The following is a 19,640-nucleotide window of genomic DNA, read 5'->3' as shown; positions in this document are numbered from 1 at the left end:
TGGCGTCGCCGGTTCATTGAGAGTGAGAGTGAGAGTGAGAGGAAGGAAGAGTGGAATGAATCCCAGGAACCAAAAAGACCGCACGAGGCGGTCTTTATAATGTCTTTCATTAGCTTACAGCTTACTACTTACGGTTTATTGCGTATCGATTCTTAGCTAAAGAACCCAATTACAGAACCATAGCCGCAACCCAACCGAATACGATCAGTGGGATGTTGTAGTGTAAGAATGTCGGTACAACGGTTTCCCAAACGTGCTCATGTTGTCCATCAGCATTAAGACCCGATGTTGGACCTAATGTTGAGTCAGAAGCAGGAGAGCCCGCATCACCTAGCGCTGCAGCTGTACCTACTAAAGCGATCGTTGCCATTGGTGAGAAACCAAATGCTGCCGCTAGAGGAACGTAGATAGTCGCAAGGATTGGAATCGTAGAGAACGAAGAGCCGATACCCATTGTTACCAATAGGCCAACGATTAGCATAAGCAGTGCCGCTAGAGGTTTGTTGTCACCAATGCTGGTTGAAAGTGCTTCAACCAGAGATTCAACGCCACCTGTTTGCTTCATAACTGCCGCAAAACCTGCCGCTGCGATCATGATGAAACCGATCATTGCCATCATGTGAACGCCTTTAGTGAAGACATCGTGTGTCTCTTTCCAAGCGATTACACCACCGAAGGTGAATACCATGAAACCAGCCAAAGCACCGATGATCATAGAACCTGTCGATAGTTGAACCGTTAGCGCAGCAACAATACCAGCAGCAGCCACTAGGATGTGCTTCTTGTTGATCTCTTTCACTTCGGTTGAAACAACAGTATGAGACGTTTCTTTGTATTGACGTGGCTTACGGTAAGTAAAGAACACGGCCGTAAGAAGGCCAAAGATCATGCCTGCAGCCGGTAACAACATCGCCATTGGTACTTGGCTTGCTACTACGTTTTCAAGACCGTTGTCGTGAAGGTTTTTTAGCAGGATGTTGTTTAGGAAGATGCCACCAAAACCAATCGGTAACACCATGTAAGGTGTAATCAGACCAAAAGTCAGCACACACGCAACCAGACGACGGTCTAGGTTCATTTTTGCGAATACGCCTAATAGAGGTGGGATTAAGATTGGGATAAAGGCGATATGTACAGGGATTACATTTTGCGAAGACATGGTCACTAGGATCAAAGACGCTAGGATGCCATATTTTAGACCATTAGATGCTGCACTGTTCTCTTTACCGTGAATACGCTTAATGACGCTTTGAGCAAGCAGATCTGTGATACCAGAACGTGAGATAGCAACAGCGAATGTACCAAGCATAGCGTAGCTAAGTGCGATAGTTGCACCGCCACCTAATCCGCTTTCGAAAGCCGCGACTGCGTCGTTCAAGCCCATACCTGAGGCTACGCCACCGATAATTGCGCTGAACGTGAGAGCAACGACTACGTTTACGCGCATCAAAGCTAAAACAAGCATGATGCAAACTGAAATTACAACAGGATTCATATTATTCTCGGGATGTTGTGTTTTTTATGAAGGCAATACGAGTGAACGTTTACCGACTCTATTTTTTATTCTTCGTCAACAAGAGGCCAACCACCAAGGGCTTTCCATTTGTTTACAATGCCGCAAAATAACTCTGTGGTTTTTTGCGTATCATACAAAGCAGAGTGTGCTTCTTTGTTGTCAAATTCCATCCCTGCAGTGCGGCAAGCTTTAGCCAAAACGGTTTGACCGTAGGCGAGACCACTAAGAGCTGCAGTGTCAAAAGTAGCAAATGGATGGAAAGGGACGCGTTTAAGCTTACAGCGCTCACTTGCTGCATTAACGAAGTTCAAATCGAATGTAGCGTTGTGAGCAACCATGATTGCGCGACTGCAATCTGAAGCTTTTTGTTCTTTTCTCACTAGCTTGTAGATTTCTTTAAGGGCTTCTTGTTCCGATACAGCACCACGTAATGGGCTAAACGGGTCTTTAATTCCGTTAAAGTCTAATGCTGCCTGCTCTATATTTGCGCCTTCAAAAGGCTCAATGTGAAAATGAAGCGTTGATGCAGGGTGCAGATCTCCGTTCTCATCCATTTTTAACGTAATGGCACAGATTTCTAATAATGCATCGGTTTCAGCGTTAAACCCTGCGGTTTCCACGTCGATGACCACTGGAAAATAGCCACGAAAGCGTTTTTTTAGGGTCAGAGCTTCGTTTTCTACAGTCATGTTAGCCCAAATAAGTGTGATTAAGGCTGCATTATTGCAGATAATAGCAGTGATAAAAACTAGGGAAGGGCAATAAATCATAAATTACCTAATCCATTGCGGCTTGATAATTGCATATTTAAACGTGAGAGAAAAATGCGGCAATTGGCTGCATTGTTAAACGAATTGCTTAAGAGATACTCCACTTTATGAAGAAACAACTCATAACAGGTTCAATGCTATTTTCGCTACTTATGTCGTCACCAGTAATGGCACAAGAAAAGCGTTACGGAGCATCTCCTCAACAGTCAACGTGGGAGATGGTGGCCAACACGCCACTCGAATGCCGCTTGGTTCACCCTATCCCAAATTTTGGTGATGCTGAGTTCTCATCTCGCGCGAGTAAAAAAATCATTTTGGACTTTGAGCTTAAAATGCGTCGCCCGATGGGTGCTACGCGTAATGTCAGCTTGATTTCGATGCCGCCACCTTGGCGTCCGGGGGAAAGTGCTGATCGCATGACAACCATTAAGTTCTTCCAACAATTTGATGGCTACGTTGGCGGTCAAACGGCGTGGGGAATCTTGAGTGAGTTGGAGAAAGGGCGCTACCCGACATTCAGTTACCAAGAGTGGCAGAGCCGCGACCAGCGAATCGAAGTGTCGCTGTCGTCGGTGTTATTCCAAGAAAAATACAATGTGTTCAGTGACTGTGTTGCTAACCTGCTGCCTTACAGCTTTGAAGATATCTCTTTCACTATTTTGCACTATGACCGTAACAGTGATCAGCTGAACAAGTCGTCGCGCAAAAGGCTGAGCCAGATCGCCGATTACGTTCGCTATAACCAAGACATCGATCTTGTGCTGGTGGCAACGTACACCGATTCTGTCGACAGCAAAGGTATTAGCCAAAACCTTTCAGAGCGCAGAGCGGAATCGTTAAGAGAGTACTTCAAATCTTTAGGCTTGCCAGAAGATCGTATCCAAGTTCAGGGCTATGGTAAACGTCGCCCGATTGCAGACAACAATTCGCCAATTGGTAAAGACAAGAACCGACGCGTTGTTATCTCTTTAGGTCGTACGCAGGTTTAAGCAGAATAATTGCTTGTTTTGAAATCAGATAGCCCGTCGTAATGACGGGCTTTTTTGTCTTTAAAATTTGGAGCTATTGTCTAAACGTAACTTGTTTAGTTCAAGCGGAAGCGAGCGATCATTTCACAGTTGGTCGCGGTATCGATTTTTTCAACCATAGAGGCAATTTTAGGGTTGGGATGGCGTTTCATGAAATCGATAAGGGCTTTCTTACAGCAACCAATAGAATCGATAAAGCTGGAACATTGAGTGTTAGGGCACTGCGGGATCAGTGTCAGCACTTTTTCTGAAGCCAATTGAAGATACTTGAGCTCGTATTCGGTATCACCAGCCCATCGCCAGAATTGCGCGAGATTGTGACAAGAGATCACTGAGATCAGTAGGCGTTCGTCAGCCTGAATATCAGTGCGTTCAGTAATTTCTTCGCTTAAGTTTAATGCTTGCTGATAGTGAAGAATACTTCGTACAGGATCGTCGAGCTGCAATGCAGTATCGGCAAGTAACGTGTGTTTTTCCCATTCGCTAATCATTGTATTACCTCACTAATCAATAGGTGGTTAATTTAAATGATAATCATTATCATGTAAAGTTTCATTGGTGAGATTGTTAATAATAATTAGTGAAGGGTATTGTTCATGCGTGGAAACATAAAAAAGAAGCGAGCATAGGGCTCGCTTCTTTTGGTATTGGTTTAGGCTTTTATTTTCAAAGCCAAACTTCATAGCGGTTTGTTAGGAATTAACCTTCTAGACCAGCACTTGCTTGTTTGTTCTGAATAAGTTCAATCATGTAGCCATCAGGATCTTTAACGAATGCGATGTGTGTAGAGCCGCCTTTAACCGGACCAGCTTCACGCGTTACGTTCCCGCCTGCTGCTTTAATTGCATCACACGTTGTGTAGATGTCATCAACACCGATAGCAACGTGACCAAAAGCTGAGCCAAGGTCGTATTCAGTCGTGCCCCAGTTGTGAGTCAGCTCAATCACAGCTCCTTGAGATTCATCACCAAAGCCAACGAAAGCCAGCGTGTATTCGTACTCTTTGTTTTCGTTCTTACGTAATAGCTGCATGCCCATTACATTGGTGTAGAACTCGATAGACTTGTCTAGATCACCCACGCGTAGCATGGTGTGTAAAATACGACCGTTTGACATGATTTGCTCCTAGCTTTAATTATGTATACGTTTTTGTAATTCTGTTTTATGCCGCTAGGAAAATGCGGCATTGTTTAGCTTCTTAGCTTCTTAGCTTCTTAGCTTCTTAGCTTCTTAGCTTCTTAGCTTCTTAGCTTCTTAGCTTCTTAGCTTCTTAGCTTCTTAGCTTCTTACTTAGGGCTTAGAGCTAGAGCCTAGACGTCTGTCTTCTCTTTGAACTCACATAGGTCTTCAATGATACAGCTGCCACAGCGTGGTTTACGCGCGACACAGGTGTAACGTCCATGAAGAATGAGCCAATGGTGGACATCCAGTTTGAATTCTTTGGGAATGACTTTGAGCAGCTTAGCTTCAACATCATCGACCGTTTTACCCATCGCTAACTTGGTGCGGTTTGATACACGGTAGATGTGAGTGTCAACGGCAATGGTTGGCCAACCGAAAGCGGTATTCAATACTACGTTGGCAGTCTTACGGCCAACGCCAGGAAGGGCTTCTAATGCAGCGCGATCTTCCGGTACTTCACCATTGTGTAGGTCAAGCAGCATACGACACGTTTTGATGGTGTTTTCTGCTTTCGAATTAAACAGGCCTATGGTCTTGATGTACTCTTTTAGGCCATCGACACCTAGGTCGAAAATAGCCTGTGGCGTATTAGCAACGGGGTAAAGCTTATCAGTGGCTTTGTTGACGCTGACATCGGTTGCCTGCGCAGATAAGAGCACGGCGATCAGCAACTCGAAAGGGCTGTGCCAGTTAAGCTCAGTTTCTGGCTTTGGATTGTTTTCTCTTAAACGCTCAAGTATTTCTACTCGTTTTACATTGTTCATAGCGACATTACTTTCAAATAGTTAGGGCTTGAGTTCCGGCGAAGTTCTTTCAAACTACTCGTTTCAAAATAACAAGTTCCGCAATGGTCCAGGCTTTATCATCGGTTACGCGCTCTTATGAGCGTCATTATTATGTGTACTTGGTCAATCTATTTACCTGCTGGGCGGTTGAGCTACTCAGTAGGGTTTAAGCTACTGTAACTTATCAGGCATTGGTAACGCGAGCGCGTTCAATGGCTGGTTTTTCTTGTTTGGGCTGCCTAGCTTTAGCTTGGTTGTCGATGATGTTTTTCAAAGCAATCAAGAAACCAACACCAATAAAGGCACCTGGTGGAAGCAGAGCTAACAAGAAGCTGTTATCAAATTCAAATATCTGGATTCGTAATACCGAAGCCCAATCACCAAGGAGCAGGTCGGCGCCATCAAATAGGGTTCCGTTGCCAATAACCTCACGCATCGCACCCAATACAACCAGTACTGATGTCATGCCAAGGCCCATCCAGAAACCATCTTGAGCTGCAGGCAAAACTTCGTTTTTAGACGCGAAGGCTTCAGCTCGGCCAATGATGATACAGTTGGTTACGATCAGTGGGATGAAGATACCCAAAGAGAGGTAAAGACCATAAGCGTAAGCGTTCATCAGAAGTTGAACACAGGTTACCAGTGAAGCAATGATCATCACGAATACTGGAATACGCACTTCTTTTGGCACATGGTTTCGAACCAGAGAAACAGACACGTTCGAACCGACTAATACAAGCAAGGTAGCGATACCTAATCCAAGAGCGTTAGTCACAGTTGAGGAGACAGCCAACAGCGGACATAAGCCAAGGAGTTGCACTAGGGCAGGGTTGTTGGCCCACATGCCATTTTTAATTAGTGTTTTATGGTCACTCATTATTCACCACCACAATTTAGAGGTTGAGCAAGCAATGCTTGGTTGTTTTGATTAACGTACTGCACCGCTTGCTTCACTGACTTAACGACAGCTCTTGGCGTAATGGTTGCGCCAGTGAACTGGTCAAAGTCACCGCCATCTTTACGAACCTTCCAACGGTCGAGATTAGAATCCGTCACTTGCTTATCAGCAAATGAGAGAACCCAATCACTCACGCGTAGATCAATCTTATCACCCAATCCCGGAGTTTCTTGGTGGGAAAGAACGCGAGTACCTAAAATGGTACCGTCGATTTTCATCCCAACAATAACCTTAATCGCGCCGTTGTAGCCATCGGGTGCAATCGCTTCGATCGCAATCGCACTTGGCTCACCATTGAGTTTAGCAATGTAAGCTGGCATCGCTTGTTCAGTGCCCAACTCTTCTGCTTGAACCAGAGTACAGGCTGAAAATAGTTCATTATCGTGCAGATCATGCGGGATAACTTGGTTAAGAACAGACAGTAACTGAGCCTGTTCTTGCTGCTTGATCTGGTCTTTGGTCAGGTAGTGAGTTACCGCGACCAAACCTGTCGAAGCACACGCAAAAATTGCGAGTACAAGGCCGTTTTTCTTAATTGCATTTAGCATGGTATCCGCTCCTTAGTGGCCGTATGTACGAGGTTTGGTGTAGTAGTCAATCAGTGGAACACACATGTTGGCTAACAATACAGCAAACGCCACGCCATCAGGGAAGCCACCCCAACTGCGGATAATAAAGACTAACCCGCCAATCAGGGCACCAAATACCAAGCGACCTTTCACGGTCGTCGAGGCTGAAACCGGATCGGTTGCAATGAAGAATGCACCAAGCATGGTTGCGCCAGACAATAAATGAATGGTTGGAGAAGCGGTTTCACCAGGCGTCAGCACTAAGAACACTAAGCTAAACAGCGCAAGGCTAGCAATAAAAGCGACCGGAATATGCCATTGAATCACACGTTGTTTGATCAACACTAGGCCACCAACAAGATAAGCAAGGTTTACCCATTCCCAACCCACGCCAGCTAACCAGCTGAATTGCGGTTGAGACAGTGCTTCAGAAGCGGTGTTGCCCGCCGTTAATGCGGTTTTGAATGCATCGAGTGGCGTTGCCATAGTGGTGCCATCAATACCAAGACGCGCTTGTTGTAGAGATAAACCTTCATTATTGAAACCAGTAAAGATCATCAAGAAGGAGTCAACAAAACTCGTTGCCTCAGCGGTTAAGCTGGTCGGCGCATTCCAGCTGGTCATCTGAACTGGAAATGAGATCAGCAAAACAACGTAAGCTACCATCGCTGGATTAAATGGATTTTGTCCAAGGCCGCCATATAGGTGCTTAGCGATGACAATAGCGAAGAACATACCTATCACTAGAATCCACCAAGGAGAATGTGGCGGAATCGCGACACTTAACAGCCAAGCGGTCACAACCGCACTGTAATCACGCAATGCCATCACTGGCGGGCGCTTTCTTAGCAGCATTACAGCGGCTTCAAAGGTAACGGCAAGTGCAATAGCAAATACTAACTGGATGAGCGTACCCCATCCAAAGAAGTAGGTTTGAGCTAGTAGACCTGGCAATGCACAAATAGCGACCCATTTCATGAGATCAGGGGTGCTCCTACGATTGTGTGCGTGCGGTGAGCTGGCGATAAAGAAGGCCACTACTCTTTCTCCTCATTATTCTTTTTGTCTTGCTGCGCCTTTCTTGCTTTAGCACGAGCAATTGCGGCAGCAACAGCTGCTTTTTTAGGATCGACTGGTTCTTGTTGAGTCTCAGTCTTAATGTCGGTCACAGGCTCCGGTGTTTCTTCTGTCTCGGCCTGTTTCGCTTGCTGCGCTTTCTTGGCTTTAGCGCGAGCTATTGCAGCGGCCACGGCAGCTTTTTTAGGGTCGACTGATTCTTGTTGAGTTTCAGCTTCAACTTCAATCACTGGCTTAGGAGCTTCAGCTGCTTCGTCTTGTTGTGTTCGCTGGGCTTTTTTCGCTTTAGCGCGAGCGATGGCCGCAGCAACAGCAGCTTTCTTAGGGTCGACCTGCTCAGATTGAGTCTCGATTTCAACTTCAACCACTGGTTCAGATATTTCTGCTTGCTTAGCTTTTTTTGCTTTAGCACGAGCAATTGCCGCAGCAACCGTGTCTTTCTTAGCATCGCCTGAGCTTTCAGCCGGAGCTTCACTTTCTGTTTGAATAGCCGATTCCGCTTGCTGTGCTTTCTTTGCTTTAGCACGAGCAATGGCTGCAGCGACAGCATCTTTCTTAGCATCGCCAGTACTTTTAGCCGGAGCGTCAGACGCTGATTCCGCCTGCTGAGCCTTCTTCGCTTTAGCACGAGCAATAGCCGCAGCGACAGCATCTTTCTTAGCATCGCCAGAGCTTTCAACAGGAGTATCAGAAGCTGATTCCGCTTGCTGTGCTTTCTTCGCTTTAGCACGAGCAATAGCCGCAGCAACTGCGTCTTTCTTGGCGTCGCCAGAGCTTTCTGGCGGAGCCTCAGAAGCTGATTCCGCTTGTTGAGCTTTCTTGGCTTTAGCGCGAGCAATAGCCGCAGCGACAGCATCTTTCTTAGTATCGCCGGAGTTCTCTGCTGGATTATCTGTTGCAGCTTGTTGTGCCTTACGTTCTCTAGCTTGTCTCTTACGCTCTTCTCGTAACTTAGACATTTCAGAGTTATCAGGTCCGGAGTCGTTTGCTTTTTGAGCTGCAGCTTGTTTCGCTTTTGCCTTAGCAATCGCAGCGGCTACCGCAGGTTTCACTGCTGGTTCTGCATTAGGTGTTTGGTCTGCTGCTGTTTTCTGCGCTTTAACGCGAGCAATTGCAGCTGCAATCGCATCATCACCATCCGCAGACTTCATATCTTTACGACGGTTGTCAGCTGCTTTCTTGAAGCGGTTTTCACGTTCTGCTTTGTCACGCTCCATACGAGCGTTTTTCTCTTCGAAACGAATCTTGGCGCGTTCTGCGGCTGTCGCTTCGTCTTTTCTTGTTTTGATTTCTGCTTTTGCTTGGCGATAGTACTGAACAAGAGGGATTTCACTTGGGCAGACAAATGCACAAGCACCGCATTCAATACAGTCTTTAATATTCAGCTCTTCACACTTATCCAACTCGTTGGCTTTTGCATGCCATTGCAGTTGTTGAGGAAGCAGTGACGCAGGGCAAGCTTCAGCACACGCGCTGCAACGAATACATTCCATTTCGTAAGTGCTTGGTGAAATCTCACGACGCGTTGGTGCTAAAATACAGTTCGATGTTTTAGTGATCGGCACATTGGCGTGTGGCAAGGTGAAGCCCATCATCGGGCCGCCCAAAATCAAACGCGGCAGCTTTTTATCGGCTTTGTAGCCAAACTCTTCAAGTAACTCATGTACTGGCGTACCTAATAGCGCCCAAACGTTACGAGGTTGCTTAAAGGTTTTACCGGTTAATGTCACAACGCGGTTAACCACAGGTTCACCGTCGATTACCGCTCGCTTAATAGAATAAAGAGAGCCGACGTTCTGAACCAAAACACCAATATCTGCAGGAATGCCGCCAGCTGGAACCTCTTTGTTGGTGAGGATCTTGATAAGTTGCTTCTCACCACCAGAAGGGTATTTAGTTGGGATAACACGAATGACGATATCTTTGTCTTTCGCAGCAATCTCAAGAGCTTTTATCGCATCTGGTTTGTTGTCTTCAATGCCGATAACCGTCAGCTTTGGTTGAAGAATGTGTTCAACCACTTCGATGCCTTTTAATACTTCTTCGGCATGCTCTTGAAGCAATTTGTCATCGGAGGTGATGTAAGGTTCACACTCCGCAGCGTTGATGATCAAAATATCAGTGCGGCCTAAGCCTGATTGAAGCTTTTTCGCGGTAGGGAAGCCTGCGCCACCCATGCCTGAGATACCAGCTTGGCGAATTACATCAAGCAGTTCATCGGATGTCTTTGTAGAAAAATTTTCAACCGGGTGTTTTGCAACCCAAGCGTCTAGCCCATCAGGTTTAATAACCACGCACACGTCACTCAAGCCTGAAGGGTGAGCGGTGGTTCGTGGTTCGATAGCGGTAATCACACCCGATGTTGGTGCATGTACTGGCAAAGTAAAACCAGTCTCTAAGGCCGTCAGTTGTTGACCTTTGAGTACGGCATCACCGACAGCAACCAACAAGTTACCAGGCTTACCGATGTGCTGTTTCACTGGAAGAACGATTTGTTCTGGGAGCCTTGCATGCACGATATCAGTAGTATTCGACTGTTTCTTGTTTTCAGCAGGGTGCACACCGCCCGGGAAGTTCCAAATTGAGCCCGTGCGAATTTGTTCAATTAAAGAGATCATACTAACCCTATACCTTAGGCTCTGACGCGGTCGCATCAGTCGCTTGGTTAGTGATATCAGTAACAGGAATGATGTTCATCTGCCATTTCCAATTTTCAGTCGTTGTTGCCACTGGAATCATTTCGATACAGTCAGTAGGGCACGGTGCGACACATAGATCACAACCTGTACATTCATCTTTGATTACTGTGTGAAGTGCCTTGGTGCCACCAACAATGGCGTCGACAGGGCAGGCTTGAATGCATTTGGTACAGCCAATACACATATCTTCATGAATGAAGGCAACGGTTTTTACTTTGTTATCTAAGTCATGAGCGGAGTCTTCAACTTCTACGCCCATTAAATCTGCAAGCTTTTCAATCGTAGCTTGGCCGCCGGGAGGACATTTGTTGATCTTATCTCCGTTAGCGATCGCCTCTGCATATGGGCGACAACCGGGGTAGCCACACTGGCCACATTGAGTTTGCGGTAAAATTGTGTCGATTTGATCAACGATCGGATCGGCTTCTACTTTAAAGCGGATAGAAGCAAAGCCTAAGATAGCGCCAAAAACGGCGGCTAAAGCGGCGAGTGCAATGATTGCAATTAAGATGGTACTCATTCTTACTTCACCAACCCAGTAAAGCCCATAAATGCCAGAGACATTAGGCCTGCTGTGATCATCGCAATCGATGCGCCTTTGAAAGGCATAGGAACATCAGCAACCGCAATACGCTCACGCATCGCAGCAAATAGGATCAATACAAGCGAGAAACCAACCGCAGCGCCGAAACCATAGATGATCGACTGAATGAAGTTGTGGTTTTCATTGATGTTCAAAAGTGCCACACCTAACACCGCGCAGTTGGTGGTGATAAGAGGCAGGAAGATACCCAACAGGCGATATAGAGTTGGGCTGGTTTTGTGAACGACCATTTCCGTAAATTGAACAACCACCGCGATAACCAAGATGAAGCTCATGGTACGCAGGTATTCAATACCCAGAGGGGTAAGGATGTAGGTTTCTACTAGGTATGCAGATACCGACGCTAGCGTCAGAACGAAAGTCGTCGCGAGGCCCATGCCAATCGCAGTCTCCAGTTTCTTGGAGACTCCCATGAAAGGACATAGCCCTAAAAACTTCACTAGTACAAAGTTATTGACCAGCACTGTGCCAACCAACAACAAAAGGTATTCGGTCATAATGGATTAATTCTTGAGATTCCGATCCCGATATTATCCTGCTTTGCTTACCTAATAACAACCAAGGATCACTAGGGATTTAGACACTTGGTGAAAAAAACATCAGGTAATCGATTGATTATTAAAGTTACCGTAAGTATAGACGGCCAATTTTTACTTCGTGAGACAAGTTTGTAGGAGTAGTTGAATTGGATCTTTCATAAGATCATTCTTGAATTGAGCTCGATTTGCTTCCTAAGAATAGGGTCATATTTGTGGATTTTGGTGCTCAGAACTATCAAAAAGAGAAGGAAAGCTGCGAGTCGAATACGTTCCCAAACAGCTAAAACGCAAAAAGCCGCATCGAGTGATGCGGCTTCTTTAAATTTGGCTCCCCTTGCAAGACTTGAACTTGCGACATACGGATTAACAGTCCGCCGTTCTACCAACTGAACTAAAGGGGAATTGCTTGTTAGCGACGCGAATACTAATAATAGTCCGAATTTCTGTCAATAAAAAATAGCAGAAAAAAATAATATAAAAAACTTTACTTTCTTGGACACCTTACCGGATTTAGCCTTTCTTTAGTTATCCACCAAAATTGTGGATAAGTGTGTGTGTGAAACTTTAACAACAATAATTGGGATAAATCTGAGAATATAAAAATCTGAGGTAAGGTAATGTATTTAAAAGATTTGTATCAAAATATCACTACTGTATAACTTTTGACGATTATAAAACATACAGTAAAACAAGTGCTATTTTTAGATTTTTTGGGGAAAAGTAGTGGATGAAAAATTGAGTGATTTAGCTGAAGAGATCTTGCAAGGGCACGGATAATACCAAGTTCTAAAAGTAAAAGCTATCACTGATATCTAATCTTAAGAAGCATTTCTCTAGATAATAGTTGCAACTACACTCCTCCTAGAGTGACAATGACCTGATTATAAAAACAGTATGGAAATGGCGACCTATGAGTAAACTCTTTGACTTGGTATCGGACTATAGCCCGTCCGGTGACCAGCCGACAGCGATAACCAGATTACTAGATGGATTAGATTCTGGTTTGGCACATCAAACTCTATTAGGGGTAACGGGCTCTGGTAAAACCTTTACTCTTGCCAACGTCATTTCTCAATCTCAAAGACCTGCAATCTTGTTAGCCCCTAACAAAACGTTGGCAGCTCAACTTTATGGCGAGATGAAATCTTTCTTTCCGAATAACTCCGTTGAGTACTTTGTTTCTTACTACGATTATTACCAACCGGAAGCCTACGTTCCAACCACGGATACCTTTATCGAGAAAGATGCGTCGATAAATGCTCATATTGAGCAAATGAGACTTTCAGCTACCAAAGCTTTGTTAGAAAGAAAAGATGCCATTATTGTTGCGTCTGTATCGGCTATCTACGGTCTTGGTGATCCTAAGTCTTATTTGAAGATGATGCTTCATTTGAGTCGTGGTGAGGTGATGGATCAGCGAGACATCCTACGCCGCTTGGCTGAGCTGCAATATTCAAGAAACGATGTCGCATTTGAACGTGGTCAGTTCCGTGTTCGTGGTGAGGTGATTGATATCTTCCCAGCAGAATCTGACCAAGATGCGGTTCGAATTGAAATGTTCGATGACGAAGTGGACTGCATTAGTATTTTTGATCCTCTGACTGGCGCGGTGAAACAAAGAGACTTACCGCGTTTTACCGTTTATCCAAAAACTCACTATGTAACCCCAAGAGAGAAGATCCTTGAGGCGATTGAGAAGATTAAGGATGAGTTGCGCGATAGGGCTCAATATTTAAAAGACAACAACAAGCTTCTCGAAGAACAGCGTATTTCTCAAAGAACTCAGTTTGATATCGAGATGATGACGGAGTTGGGTTTCTGTTCCGGTATCGAAAACTATTCACGATACTTGAGCGGCCGTGTGGAAGGGGAAGCACCTCCAACGTTATTTGATTACCTACCTGATGATGGTTTGCTGATCATCGATGAGTCACACGTAACTGTGCCGCAAATTGGCGCCATGTATAAAGGTGACCGCTCTCGTAAAGAAACTTTGGTTGAGTTTGGCTTTAGGTTGCCTTCTGCGTTAGATAATCGTCCGATGAAGTTTGAAGAGTTTGAGTCTATCGCTCCTCAGACCATTTTTGTGTCGGCCACGCCGGGTAATTATGAGATTGAGAAATCAGATGGTGAGATTGCTGATCAAGTGGTGCGTCCTACTGGCTTACTTGACCCGATCATCGAAGTACGTCCGGTTTCGACTCAGGTTGACGACTTGCTGTCTGAAATCAGAATACGTTCAGTGAAAGAAGAGCGCGTGTTGGTCACAACATTAACTAAGAGAATGGCGGAAGACTTAACCGAATATCTAAGTGAGCACGGTGTTAAAGTACGTTACTTGCACTCGGATATCGATACCGTTGAGCGTGTAGAGATCATTCGAGACCTACGTTTGGGCGAGTTCGACGTGTTAGTAGGTATTAACTTACTTCGTGAAGGTTTGGATATGCCAGAAGTGTCGCTGGTGGCGATTCTTGATGCAGATAAAGAGGGCTTCTTGCGTTCTGAGCGTTCTCTGATCCAAACCATTGGTCGCGCAGCTCGTAACTTGGAAGGTCGAGCGATCCTTTATGGTGATTCAATTACTAAGTCGATGAGAAAAGCGATTGATGAAACCGATCGTCGCCGTGAGAAGCAGCAAGCCTACAATGAAGAGCAAGGCATCACGCCACAAGCGCTTAAACGTAATATCAAAGACATTATGGAGCTGGGTGATCTAACCAAGTCGAAGCAGCAGCGCCAATCGAAGCAAGTTCCTCTATCTAAGGTTGCAGAGCCTTCTGAAAGTTATGCAGTACTTACACCGCAACAGCTTGATAAAGAGATCAGCAAACTAGAAGCTGCGATGTATCAGCATGCTCAGAACCTAGAATTTGAATTGGCAGCACAGAAGCGTGATGAAATTGAGCAGCTAAGAAAGCAGTTTATTACCAACAGCTAATCTCACTTTTCACTCAAGAAGTTGATCCCCCTCAAGACAAAAATTGAGAGTGCTTCAGGCAAAAAAACAGCCAGTAGTAAATATTCTACTGGCTTACGTTTGTGAACACTCGGTCCACTAACAACGTCAGTTGGCTAGGTGACCCGAAGGTCATTTATATCGTTGCATCGTTCGTGCCAGATAGATAAAACATTGATTGTTTGAAGTAAGTAAAAAAACACACTACAAATATTGTGGCTAATTTGCATAATGCAAAGCGGAATGCGACTATAATAAGAAATGCAAATTATAAATGGCTAGGATATGCAATCAAAAACGCTAGATAACAAATCGAAGTATTTGTTGATGGTAGAGGATACCGCTTCGGTAGCAGCTTTATATCGCTCGTATCTTACACCGCTCGAAATTGATATCAACATTGTCGGCACTGGCCGCGATGCAATCGAGAGTTTGAATCATCGAATCCCAGACCTTATTTTATTAGATCTACGTCTGCCTGACATGACCGGTATGGACGTGCTATTTGCTGTAAAACAAAAATACCCTGAAGTTCCGGTTATCTTCATGACGGCTCACGGCTCTATCGATACCGCCGTAGAAGCTATGCGTCATGGTTCTCAAGATTTCCTTATCAAACCTTGTGAAGCCGACCGACTCCGTATTACGGTGAACAACGCGATCCGCAAAGCCACCAAACTTAAAAACAGCTCGGAACACCCGGGAAACCAAAACTATCAGGGTTTCATTGGTAGCAGCCAAACCATGCAGCAGGTTTACCGGACTATCGACTCTGCCGCATCGAGCAAAGCCAGTATTTTCATCACGGGTGAGAGTGGTACGGGTAAAGAGGTATGTGCAGAAGCTATTCATGCGGCGAGCAAGCGTGGTGACAAGCCTTTCATCGCAATTAACTGTGCGGCTATCCCTAAAGATCTGATTGAAAGTGAGCTGTTTGGTCACGTTAAAGGCGCCTTTACCGGTGCTGCAACTGATCGTCAAGGTGCCGCTGAACTCGCTGATGGCGGAACACTGTTCCTTGATGAATTGTGCGAGATGGACTTAGAGCTGCAAACTAAGCTGCTGCGCTTTATCCAAACCGGTACTTTTCAAAAAGTTGGCTCTTCGAAGATGAAGAGTGTCGATGTTCGTTTCGTATGTGCAACCAACCGTGACCCTTGGAAAGAAGTACAAGAAGGTCGCTTTAGAGAAGATTTATACTATCGTTTATACGTGATTCCATTGCACCTGCCGCCATTGCGCGAGCGCGGTGAAGATGTCATCGAGATTGCGTACTCGTTACTAGGCTACATGTCGGTTGAGGAAGGTAAGGCGTTTGTGCGTTTTGCTCAGGAAGTGCTTGATCGCTTTAATCAATATGAGTGGCCGGGTAACGTTCGTCAGTTACAAAACGTATTACGGAACGTGGTGGTATTGAATAACGGCAAAGAGATTACTCTCAACATGCTTCCACCACCATTGAACCAACCGATTGAAAACAGCCTGCGCTTGAAAGAGAAGCAGAACGAAGACATCACGGTAAAAGATATTTTCCCATTGTGGATCACTGAGAAGACGGCTATCGAACAGGCCATAAAAGCGTGTGACGGCAACATTCCCCGCGCGGCCGGTTTCTTAGATGTCAGTCCATCTACGATATACCGTAAGTTGCAAACGTGGAATGCGAAGCAGTAATCACCAAACAATAAGAAAATCATAATGACGAAAGTATTAAATCAGCAAAAAGTTGATGAACTTGCCGGTGAAATCGGGCAAGAGAATGTACCAGTTTTGCTGGAAATCTTCTTAGGTGAGTTGAAAGGCTACTACGAACATCTAGAGATAAATAAAGCATCGGATACATCTAAGTACTTGGCTGATATAAGCCATGCACTTAAGAGTAGCGCTGCGAGTTTTGGCGCAGATTCTTTGTGTAGTTTTGCGATTAGCTTAGACGCAAAAGTGAAGCAAGCATTGCCTGTAACCGAGATTGATTTCCAAGATATGCAAGAGCTACTGTTATCAACGTACACTGAATATCAGCAGTTGATGACGGATCTCTAAAGCGGCTAGTTATTAAAGAGACTAAAAAAGGAGCATGATGCTCCTTTTTTGTTTTTACTGGTCTCTGTCGTCTAGCCTAAGCTACAAGCATTAAGCTAGTTGATCCCTAATCGCTTGTTGGAGTTTTAAACGGTCGTGTCGCCAATCTCGGTTAGGAGAGGCAAGATCAGTGGTCACACAATTCCATTGCCCTTCTAATTCAGGGTGTGGTTCATTGCCCAGTACAATGTCTATCTTTCTTGCCTTACAGGTACGTTCACACCACTCCAATTGTTCTTGAAGCGTCATTTTTCCTGCAGGGCCGTGTTCTGGCGAAAGGTTTTCAACAAAGATAACTTTTGCCTTGGTATTTTCCGCGATTGCTTTGCCAATTTCTGGCAGTAGCAGCGGGGGCATCACACTGGTTAAAAAGCTTCCTGGTCCAAGGACAATGCAGTCTGCTTGCTCAACGGCAGCAACAGCTTCTTTGGTTGCCGGTACTTCTGGAGATAAGTCCATCATGCGCAGCTTTTCTGTCATGTCGTCAACGTTAGTTTCGCCAGTTACCCAACGACCGTCCATTGATAGAGCCGTTAGATCAGAAGGGTGCTCGGTCATTGGGACGATATTGACATCGACCTTGAGCATATTTCGAATTAGGTTAATTGCTTCCAATGGGCGAACGGAAAGGTTGTCTAACGCCGTTAGCATTAGGTTACCTAAGTTGTGACCATCGAGTTCACCTTGACCGCGAAAGCGATATTCAAACATCATCGAACTGATCGAAGGTTCTGTGATTAATTGGTTGATACAGTTACGAGTATCTCCCCAAGCAATACCACCTTGGCAGTCTCGAATTCTTCCGGTGGAACCACCATTATCTGTCGTTGCAACAATGCCAGTTGCGTTGTTACCAAAGTCTTTTAATGCAGCTAGCATGCGACCTAAGCCATGGCCCCCACCGATTGCTACGACTTTCTTTGAAGAGTAAATATTCATTTTTTGTTCTTGTTAGATTATTACCAACTATAATTTAGGTTAAATGCTTCTCGTCAGATACTCAACAAGAGTTATTTTGAGGGTTTGATACGTTTTTTTTGCCGATGTGACCCGTTTTTTGTCATCAGAGCTAGATTCACGTACAAATATTAAGTATTTTATTACTCAGCTACTGCGCGTGTGAATATAACGTGCAGTTGCCATAACTCCGAGCTCTCGCATGCTAAGTCGCACAGTGGTATTTGCTGTACCGATACGCGTCAAGAGCCAGTGACATGTTGTCACAAGGGCTTAATTGGAAATGATTATGCCTCCCGTGTTTGGAAAGGTGTTCCGTGGCGCAACAATTCGAAGATAGATTCCATCGCAAGTTTTATTACTTGCGCTTGTCGGTTACAGACGTCTGTAACTTTAAATGTACTTACTGCTTGCCAGATGGTTATAAACCGTCAGGGCAAAAAAACTCGTCTTTTTTAAGTGTTCCCGAGATCAAACGTATTGTTAAAGCGTTTGCAGATTGTGGTACCTCTAAGATCCGCATTACTGGCGGAGAGCCGAGCCTGCGTAAAGACTTTCCTGAAATCATACATACTGTTGCTTCTACTCCAGGCATCGAAAAAGTAGCCACGACAACGAATGGCTACCGCATGGAGAAACAAGTAGGGCAATGGCGTGATGCTGGTTTAACCCATATAAACGTGAGCGTGGATAGCTTAGATTCGCGTATGTTCCATCAGATCACTGGTGAGAATAAGTTTACAGAGGTTATGCGAGGCATTGATAAAGCGTTTGAGGTTGGCTTTGAACAAGTCAAAGTCAACGTCGTATTAATGAAAGACCTCAATAGTCAGGAATTACCAGCCTTCCTTAATTGGATCAAAGACAAACCTATTCAATTACGTTTTATCGAGCTGATGAAAACCGGCGAGATGGACGAGTTGTTCGATAAACACCATGTGTCTGGCGTTGCGATCCGTAACCAGCTTATTGCTAATGGTTGGCTGTTAAAAGTCAAAGCCGTTAATGATGGCCCCGCGCAAGTGTTTGTCCACCCAGACTACAAGGGTGAAATCGGTTTGATCATGCCTTACGAGAAAGACTTTTGTGAGAGTTGTAACCGACTGCGTGTTTCTGCGACCGGTAAACTTCACTTATGTCTGTTTGGCGACCATGGTGTTGAACTGAGAGATCTGATTCAAGAAGATCAACAAGAGCAAGAGCTCATTGATCGAATTCAGGCTCAGCTTCAAACCAAGTCCGTTAGCCATTTCTTACACGATGGCAACAGCGGCATGACTCCAAACTTGGCGTCAATCGGCGGTTAACTCGCTATATACTCTAAAGCATTTTATCGCTCAGCTTCTTTAAGCTGGGCGAATAAGTCTAATCATTGAAAAATTTTAAATAGGTGAACAAATGGGTCACGCAGAAAGCAAATTTCAAGCAGCAAACATTGCAGTACTAACCGTTTCAGATACTCGTACAGAAGAAAACGATACGTCAGGTGGTTACCTAGCGGAGCATGCTAAAGAAGCTGGCCACAATGTGGTTGATAAGCAAATCGTTATCGATGACATGTATAAGATCCGCGCTATCGTATCTCAGTGGATTGCTGATGACAGCGTACAAGCGATCATGATCACTGGCGGTACAGGCTTTACATCTCGTGACAGTACACCTGAAGCACTTAAGCCACTCTTCGACAAAGAAGTTGAAGGCTTTGGTGAGCTTTTCCGCCAAGTGTCTTACGAAGAGATTGGTACATCGACGATTCAATCTCGTGCGATTGCGGGTTTTGCTAACCACACGGTTATCTTTGCGATGCCTGGCTCTACAGGCGCATGCCGCACCGGTTGGACTAAGATCATCAAGCAACAGATGGATGCTAGCCACCGTCCTTGTAACTTCATGCCACATCTTTCTGTATAAGGTG

18 protein-coding genes, 1 tRNA gene and 1 riboswitch are annotated in these 19,640 nt (G+C 45.0%); of the genes, 6 read left to right on the top strand and 13 right to left on the bottom strand.

The window, feature by feature from the left end:
* Positions 1-169: 169 nt before the first annotated feature.
* Together AC3CH4_RS10580 and rnt are read right to left on the bottom strand one after the other, a co-directional pair.
* Positions 170-1,495 (bottom strand): Na+/H+ antiporter family protein, encoded by a 1,326-nt coding sequence (locus AC3CH4_RS10580; RefSeq protein WP_017079305.1) that lies wholly within the window; start codon positions 1,493-1,495, stop codon positions 170-172.
* Between the two features lie 65 nt (positions 1,496-1,560).
* Positions 1,561-2,205 (bottom strand): ribonuclease T, encoded by a 645-nt coding sequence (gene rnt, locus AC3CH4_RS10575; RefSeq protein WP_017061178.1) that lies wholly within the window; start codon positions 2,203-2,205, stop codon positions 1,561-1,563.
* A gap of 188 nt (positions 2,206-2,393) precedes the next feature.
* On the opposite strand from rnt, the gene motY reads away from it, so the two are divergent.
* Entirely contained in the window at positions 2,394-3,275 is an 882-nt protein-coding gene (motY, locus tag AC3CH4_RS10570) for a flagellar protein MotY (protein ID WP_004734048.1), read from the top strand.
* A 95-nt stretch (positions 3,276-3,370) separates the two neighbouring features.
* Here motY and AC3CH4_RS10565 read toward each other — a convergent pair whose 3' ends face one another.
* The 10 genes from AC3CH4_RS10565 to AC3CH4_RS10520 all read right to left on the bottom strand — a co-directional run bounded on the left by AC3CH4_RS10565 (position 3,371) and on the right by AC3CH4_RS10520 (position 12,128).
* Positions 3,371-3,805 carry a DUF2753 domain-containing protein gene (locus AC3CH4_RS10565; RefSeq protein WP_004734047.1) on the bottom strand — a complete coding sequence of 145 codons (435 nt, stop codon included), beginning with the start codon at positions 3,803-3,805 and terminating at the stop codon, positions 3,371-3,373.
* A gap of 208 nt (positions 3,806-4,013) precedes the next feature.
* Positions 4,014-4,430, bottom strand: a complete 417-nt coding sequence (gene gloA, locus AC3CH4_RS10560) for a lactoylglutathione lyase (RefSeq protein WP_054547234.1) — start codon at positions 4,428-4,430, stop codon at positions 4,014-4,016.
* Positions 4,431-4,624: 194 nt separating this feature from the next.
* Complete coding sequence (gene nth / locus AC3CH4_RS10555; RefSeq protein WP_146455992.1) at positions 4,625-5,260, bottom strand: endonuclease III; 636 nt, start codon at positions 5,258-5,260, stop codon at positions 4,625-4,627.
* A 205-nt stretch (positions 5,261-5,465) separates the two neighbouring features.
* On the bottom strand, positions 5,466-6,158 hold the full coding sequence (locus tag AC3CH4_RS10550; protein WP_017079307.1) for an electron transport complex subunit E: 693 nt from the start codon (positions 6,156-6,158) through the stop codon (positions 5,466-5,468).
* A complete protein-coding gene (gene rsxG, locus AC3CH4_RS10545) occupies positions 6,158-6,787 on the bottom strand; it encodes an electron transport complex subunit RsxG (protein ID WP_146455990.1) in 630 nt (209 codons plus the stop codon). Before rsxG ends, AC3CH4_RS10550 begins: the two co-directional genes overlap by 1 nt.
* A gap of 12 nt (positions 6,788-6,799) precedes the next feature.
* A complete protein-coding gene (rsxD, locus tag AC3CH4_RS10540; RefSeq protein ID WP_108086338.1) occupies positions 6,800-7,846 on the bottom strand; it encodes an electron transport complex subunit RsxD in 1,047 nt (348 codons plus the stop codon).
* A complete protein-coding gene (gene rsxC / locus AC3CH4_RS10535) occupies positions 7,846-10,503 on the bottom strand; it encodes an electron transport complex subunit RsxC (protein ID WP_488542933.1) in 2,658 nt (885 codons plus the stop codon). The genes rsxD and rsxC overlap by 1 nt, the downstream gene beginning before the upstream one ends.
* A 7-nt stretch (positions 10,504-10,510) precedes the next feature.
* On the bottom strand, positions 10,511-11,104 hold the full coding sequence (rsxB, locus tag AC3CH4_RS10530; RefSeq protein WP_488542932.1) for an electron transport complex subunit RsxB: 594 nt from the start codon (positions 11,102-11,104) through the stop codon (positions 10,511-10,513).
* Positions 11,105-11,106: 2 nt separating this feature from the next.
* Positions 11,107-11,685 carry an electron transport complex subunit RsxA gene (gene rsxA, locus AC3CH4_RS10525; RefSeq protein WP_004734039.1) on the bottom strand — a complete coding sequence of 193 codons (579 nt, stop codon included), beginning with the start codon at positions 11,683-11,685 and terminating at the stop codon, positions 11,107-11,109.
* 367 nt (positions 11,686-12,052) lie between these two features.
* Positions 12,053-12,128 (bottom strand) — tRNA-Asn (locus AC3CH4_RS10520).
* A 509-nt stretch (positions 12,129-12,637) separates the two neighbouring features.
* Between AC3CH4_RS10520 and uvrB the strand changes: the two genes are divergently transcribed.
* From uvrB to luxU, 3 genes are all read left to right on the top strand, one after another.
* A complete protein-coding gene (uvrB, locus tag AC3CH4_RS10515) occupies positions 12,638-14,668 on the top strand; it encodes an excinuclease ABC subunit UvrB (protein ID WP_488542931.1) in 2,031 nt (676 codons plus the stop codon).
* Between the two features lie 303 nt (positions 14,669-14,971).
* Positions 14,972-16,360, top strand: a complete 1,389-nt coding sequence (luxO, locus tag AC3CH4_RS10510) for a quorum-sensing sigma-54 dependent transcriptional regulator LuxO (protein WP_004734031.1) — start codon at positions 14,972-14,974, stop codon at positions 16,358-16,360.
* 24 nt (positions 16,361-16,384) lie between these two features.
* Entirely contained in the window at positions 16,385-16,729 is a 345-nt protein-coding gene (gene luxU / locus AC3CH4_RS10505) for a quorum-sensing phosphorelay protein LuxU (RefSeq protein ID WP_017063462.1), read from the top strand.
* A 90-nt stretch (positions 16,730-16,819) separates the two neighbouring features.
* On the opposite strand, the gene AC3CH4_RS10500 is transcribed toward luxU, so the two are convergent.
* Positions 16,820-17,707, bottom strand: a complete 888-nt coding sequence (locus AC3CH4_RS10500; protein ID WP_017063463.1) for a YvcK family protein — start codon at positions 17,705-17,707, stop codon at positions 16,820-16,822.
* A gap of 194 nt (positions 17,708-17,901) precedes the next feature.
* Positions 17,902-18,054, top strand: a riboswitch (molybdenum cofactor riboswitch).
* On the opposite strand from AC3CH4_RS10500, the gene moaA reads away from it, so the two are divergent.
* Both moaA and moaB read left to right on the top strand, forming a co-directional pair.
* The gene (gene moaA, locus AC3CH4_RS10495; protein WP_026012219.1) at positions 18,043-19,032 is read left to right on the top strand and encodes a GTP 3',8-cyclase MoaA; all 990 of its coding nucleotides are present in this window, start codon (positions 18,043-18,045) and stop codon (positions 19,030-19,032) included. It overlaps the preceding riboswitch by 12 nt.
* A gap of 91 nt (positions 19,033-19,123) precedes the next feature.
* Entirely contained in the window at positions 19,124-19,636 is a 513-nt protein-coding gene (moaB, locus tag AC3CH4_RS10490) for a molybdenum cofactor biosynthesis protein B (RefSeq protein ID WP_010437177.1), read from the top strand.
* Positions 19,637-19,640: the final 4 nt, after the last annotated feature.

The organism is Vibrio sp. QJM3NY_26 (genome assembly GCF_057786005.1).
This window is presented reverse-complemented; position numbering and strand designations above follow the sequence as displayed.

Bases quoted from the DNA above. Each gene is read 5' to 3' on its own strand.
- AC3CH4_RS10580 (WP_017079305.1), bottom strand. From the start codon at position 1,495: ATGAATCCTGTTGTAATTTCAGTTTGCATCATGCTTGTTTTAGCTTTG.
- rnt (WP_017061178.1), bottom strand. From the start codon at position 2,205: ATGACTGTAGAAAACGAAGCTCTGACCCTAAAAAAACGCTTTCGTGGC.
- motY (WP_004734048.1), top strand. From the start codon at position 2,394: ATGAAGAAACAACTCATAACAGGTTCAATGCTATTTTCGCTACTTATG.
- AC3CH4_RS10565 (WP_004734047.1), bottom strand. From the start codon at position 3,805: ATGATTAGCGAATGGGAAAAACACACGTTACTTGCCGATACTGCATTG.
- gloA (WP_054547234.1), bottom strand. From the start codon at position 4,430: ATGTCAAACGGTCGTATTTTACACACCATGCTACGCGTGGGTGATCTA.
- nth (WP_146455992.1), bottom strand. From the start codon at position 5,260: ATGAACAATGTAAAACGAGTAGAAATACTTGAGCGTTTAAGAGAAAAC.
- AC3CH4_RS10550 (WP_017079307.1), bottom strand. From the start codon at position 6,158: ATGAGTGACCATAAAACACTAATTAAAAATGGCATGTGGGCCAACAAC.
- rsxG (WP_146455990.1), bottom strand. From the start codon at position 6,787: ATGCTAAATGCAATTAAGAAAAACGGCCTTGTACTCGCAATTTTTGCG.
- rsxC (WP_488542933.1), bottom strand. From the start codon at position 10,503: ATGATCTCTTTAATTGAACAAATTCGCACGGGCTCAATTTGGAACTTC.
- rsxB (WP_488542932.1), bottom strand. From the start codon at position 11,104: ATGAGTACCATCTTAATTGCAATCATTGCACTCGCCGCTTTAGCCGCC.
- rsxA (WP_004734039.1), bottom strand. From the start codon at position 11,685: ATGACCGAATACCTTTTGTTGTTGGTTGGCACAGTGCTGGTCAATAAC.
- uvrB (WP_488542931.1), top strand. From the start codon at position 12,638: ATGAGTAAACTCTTTGACTTGGTATCGGACTATAGCCCGTCCGGTGAC.
- luxO (WP_004734031.1), top strand. From the start codon at position 14,972: ATGCAATCAAAAACGCTAGATAACAAATCGAAGTATTTGTTGATGGTA.
- luxU (WP_017063462.1), top strand. From the start codon at position 16,385: ATGACGAAAGTATTAAATCAGCAAAAAGTTGATGAACTTGCCGGTGAA.
- AC3CH4_RS10500 (WP_017063463.1), bottom strand. From the start codon at position 17,707: ATGAATATTTACTCTTCAAAGAAAGTCGTAGCAATCGGTGGGGGCCAT.
- moaB (WP_010437177.1), top strand. From the start codon at position 19,124: ATGGGTCACGCAGAAAGCAAATTTCAAGCAGCAAACATTGCAGTACTA.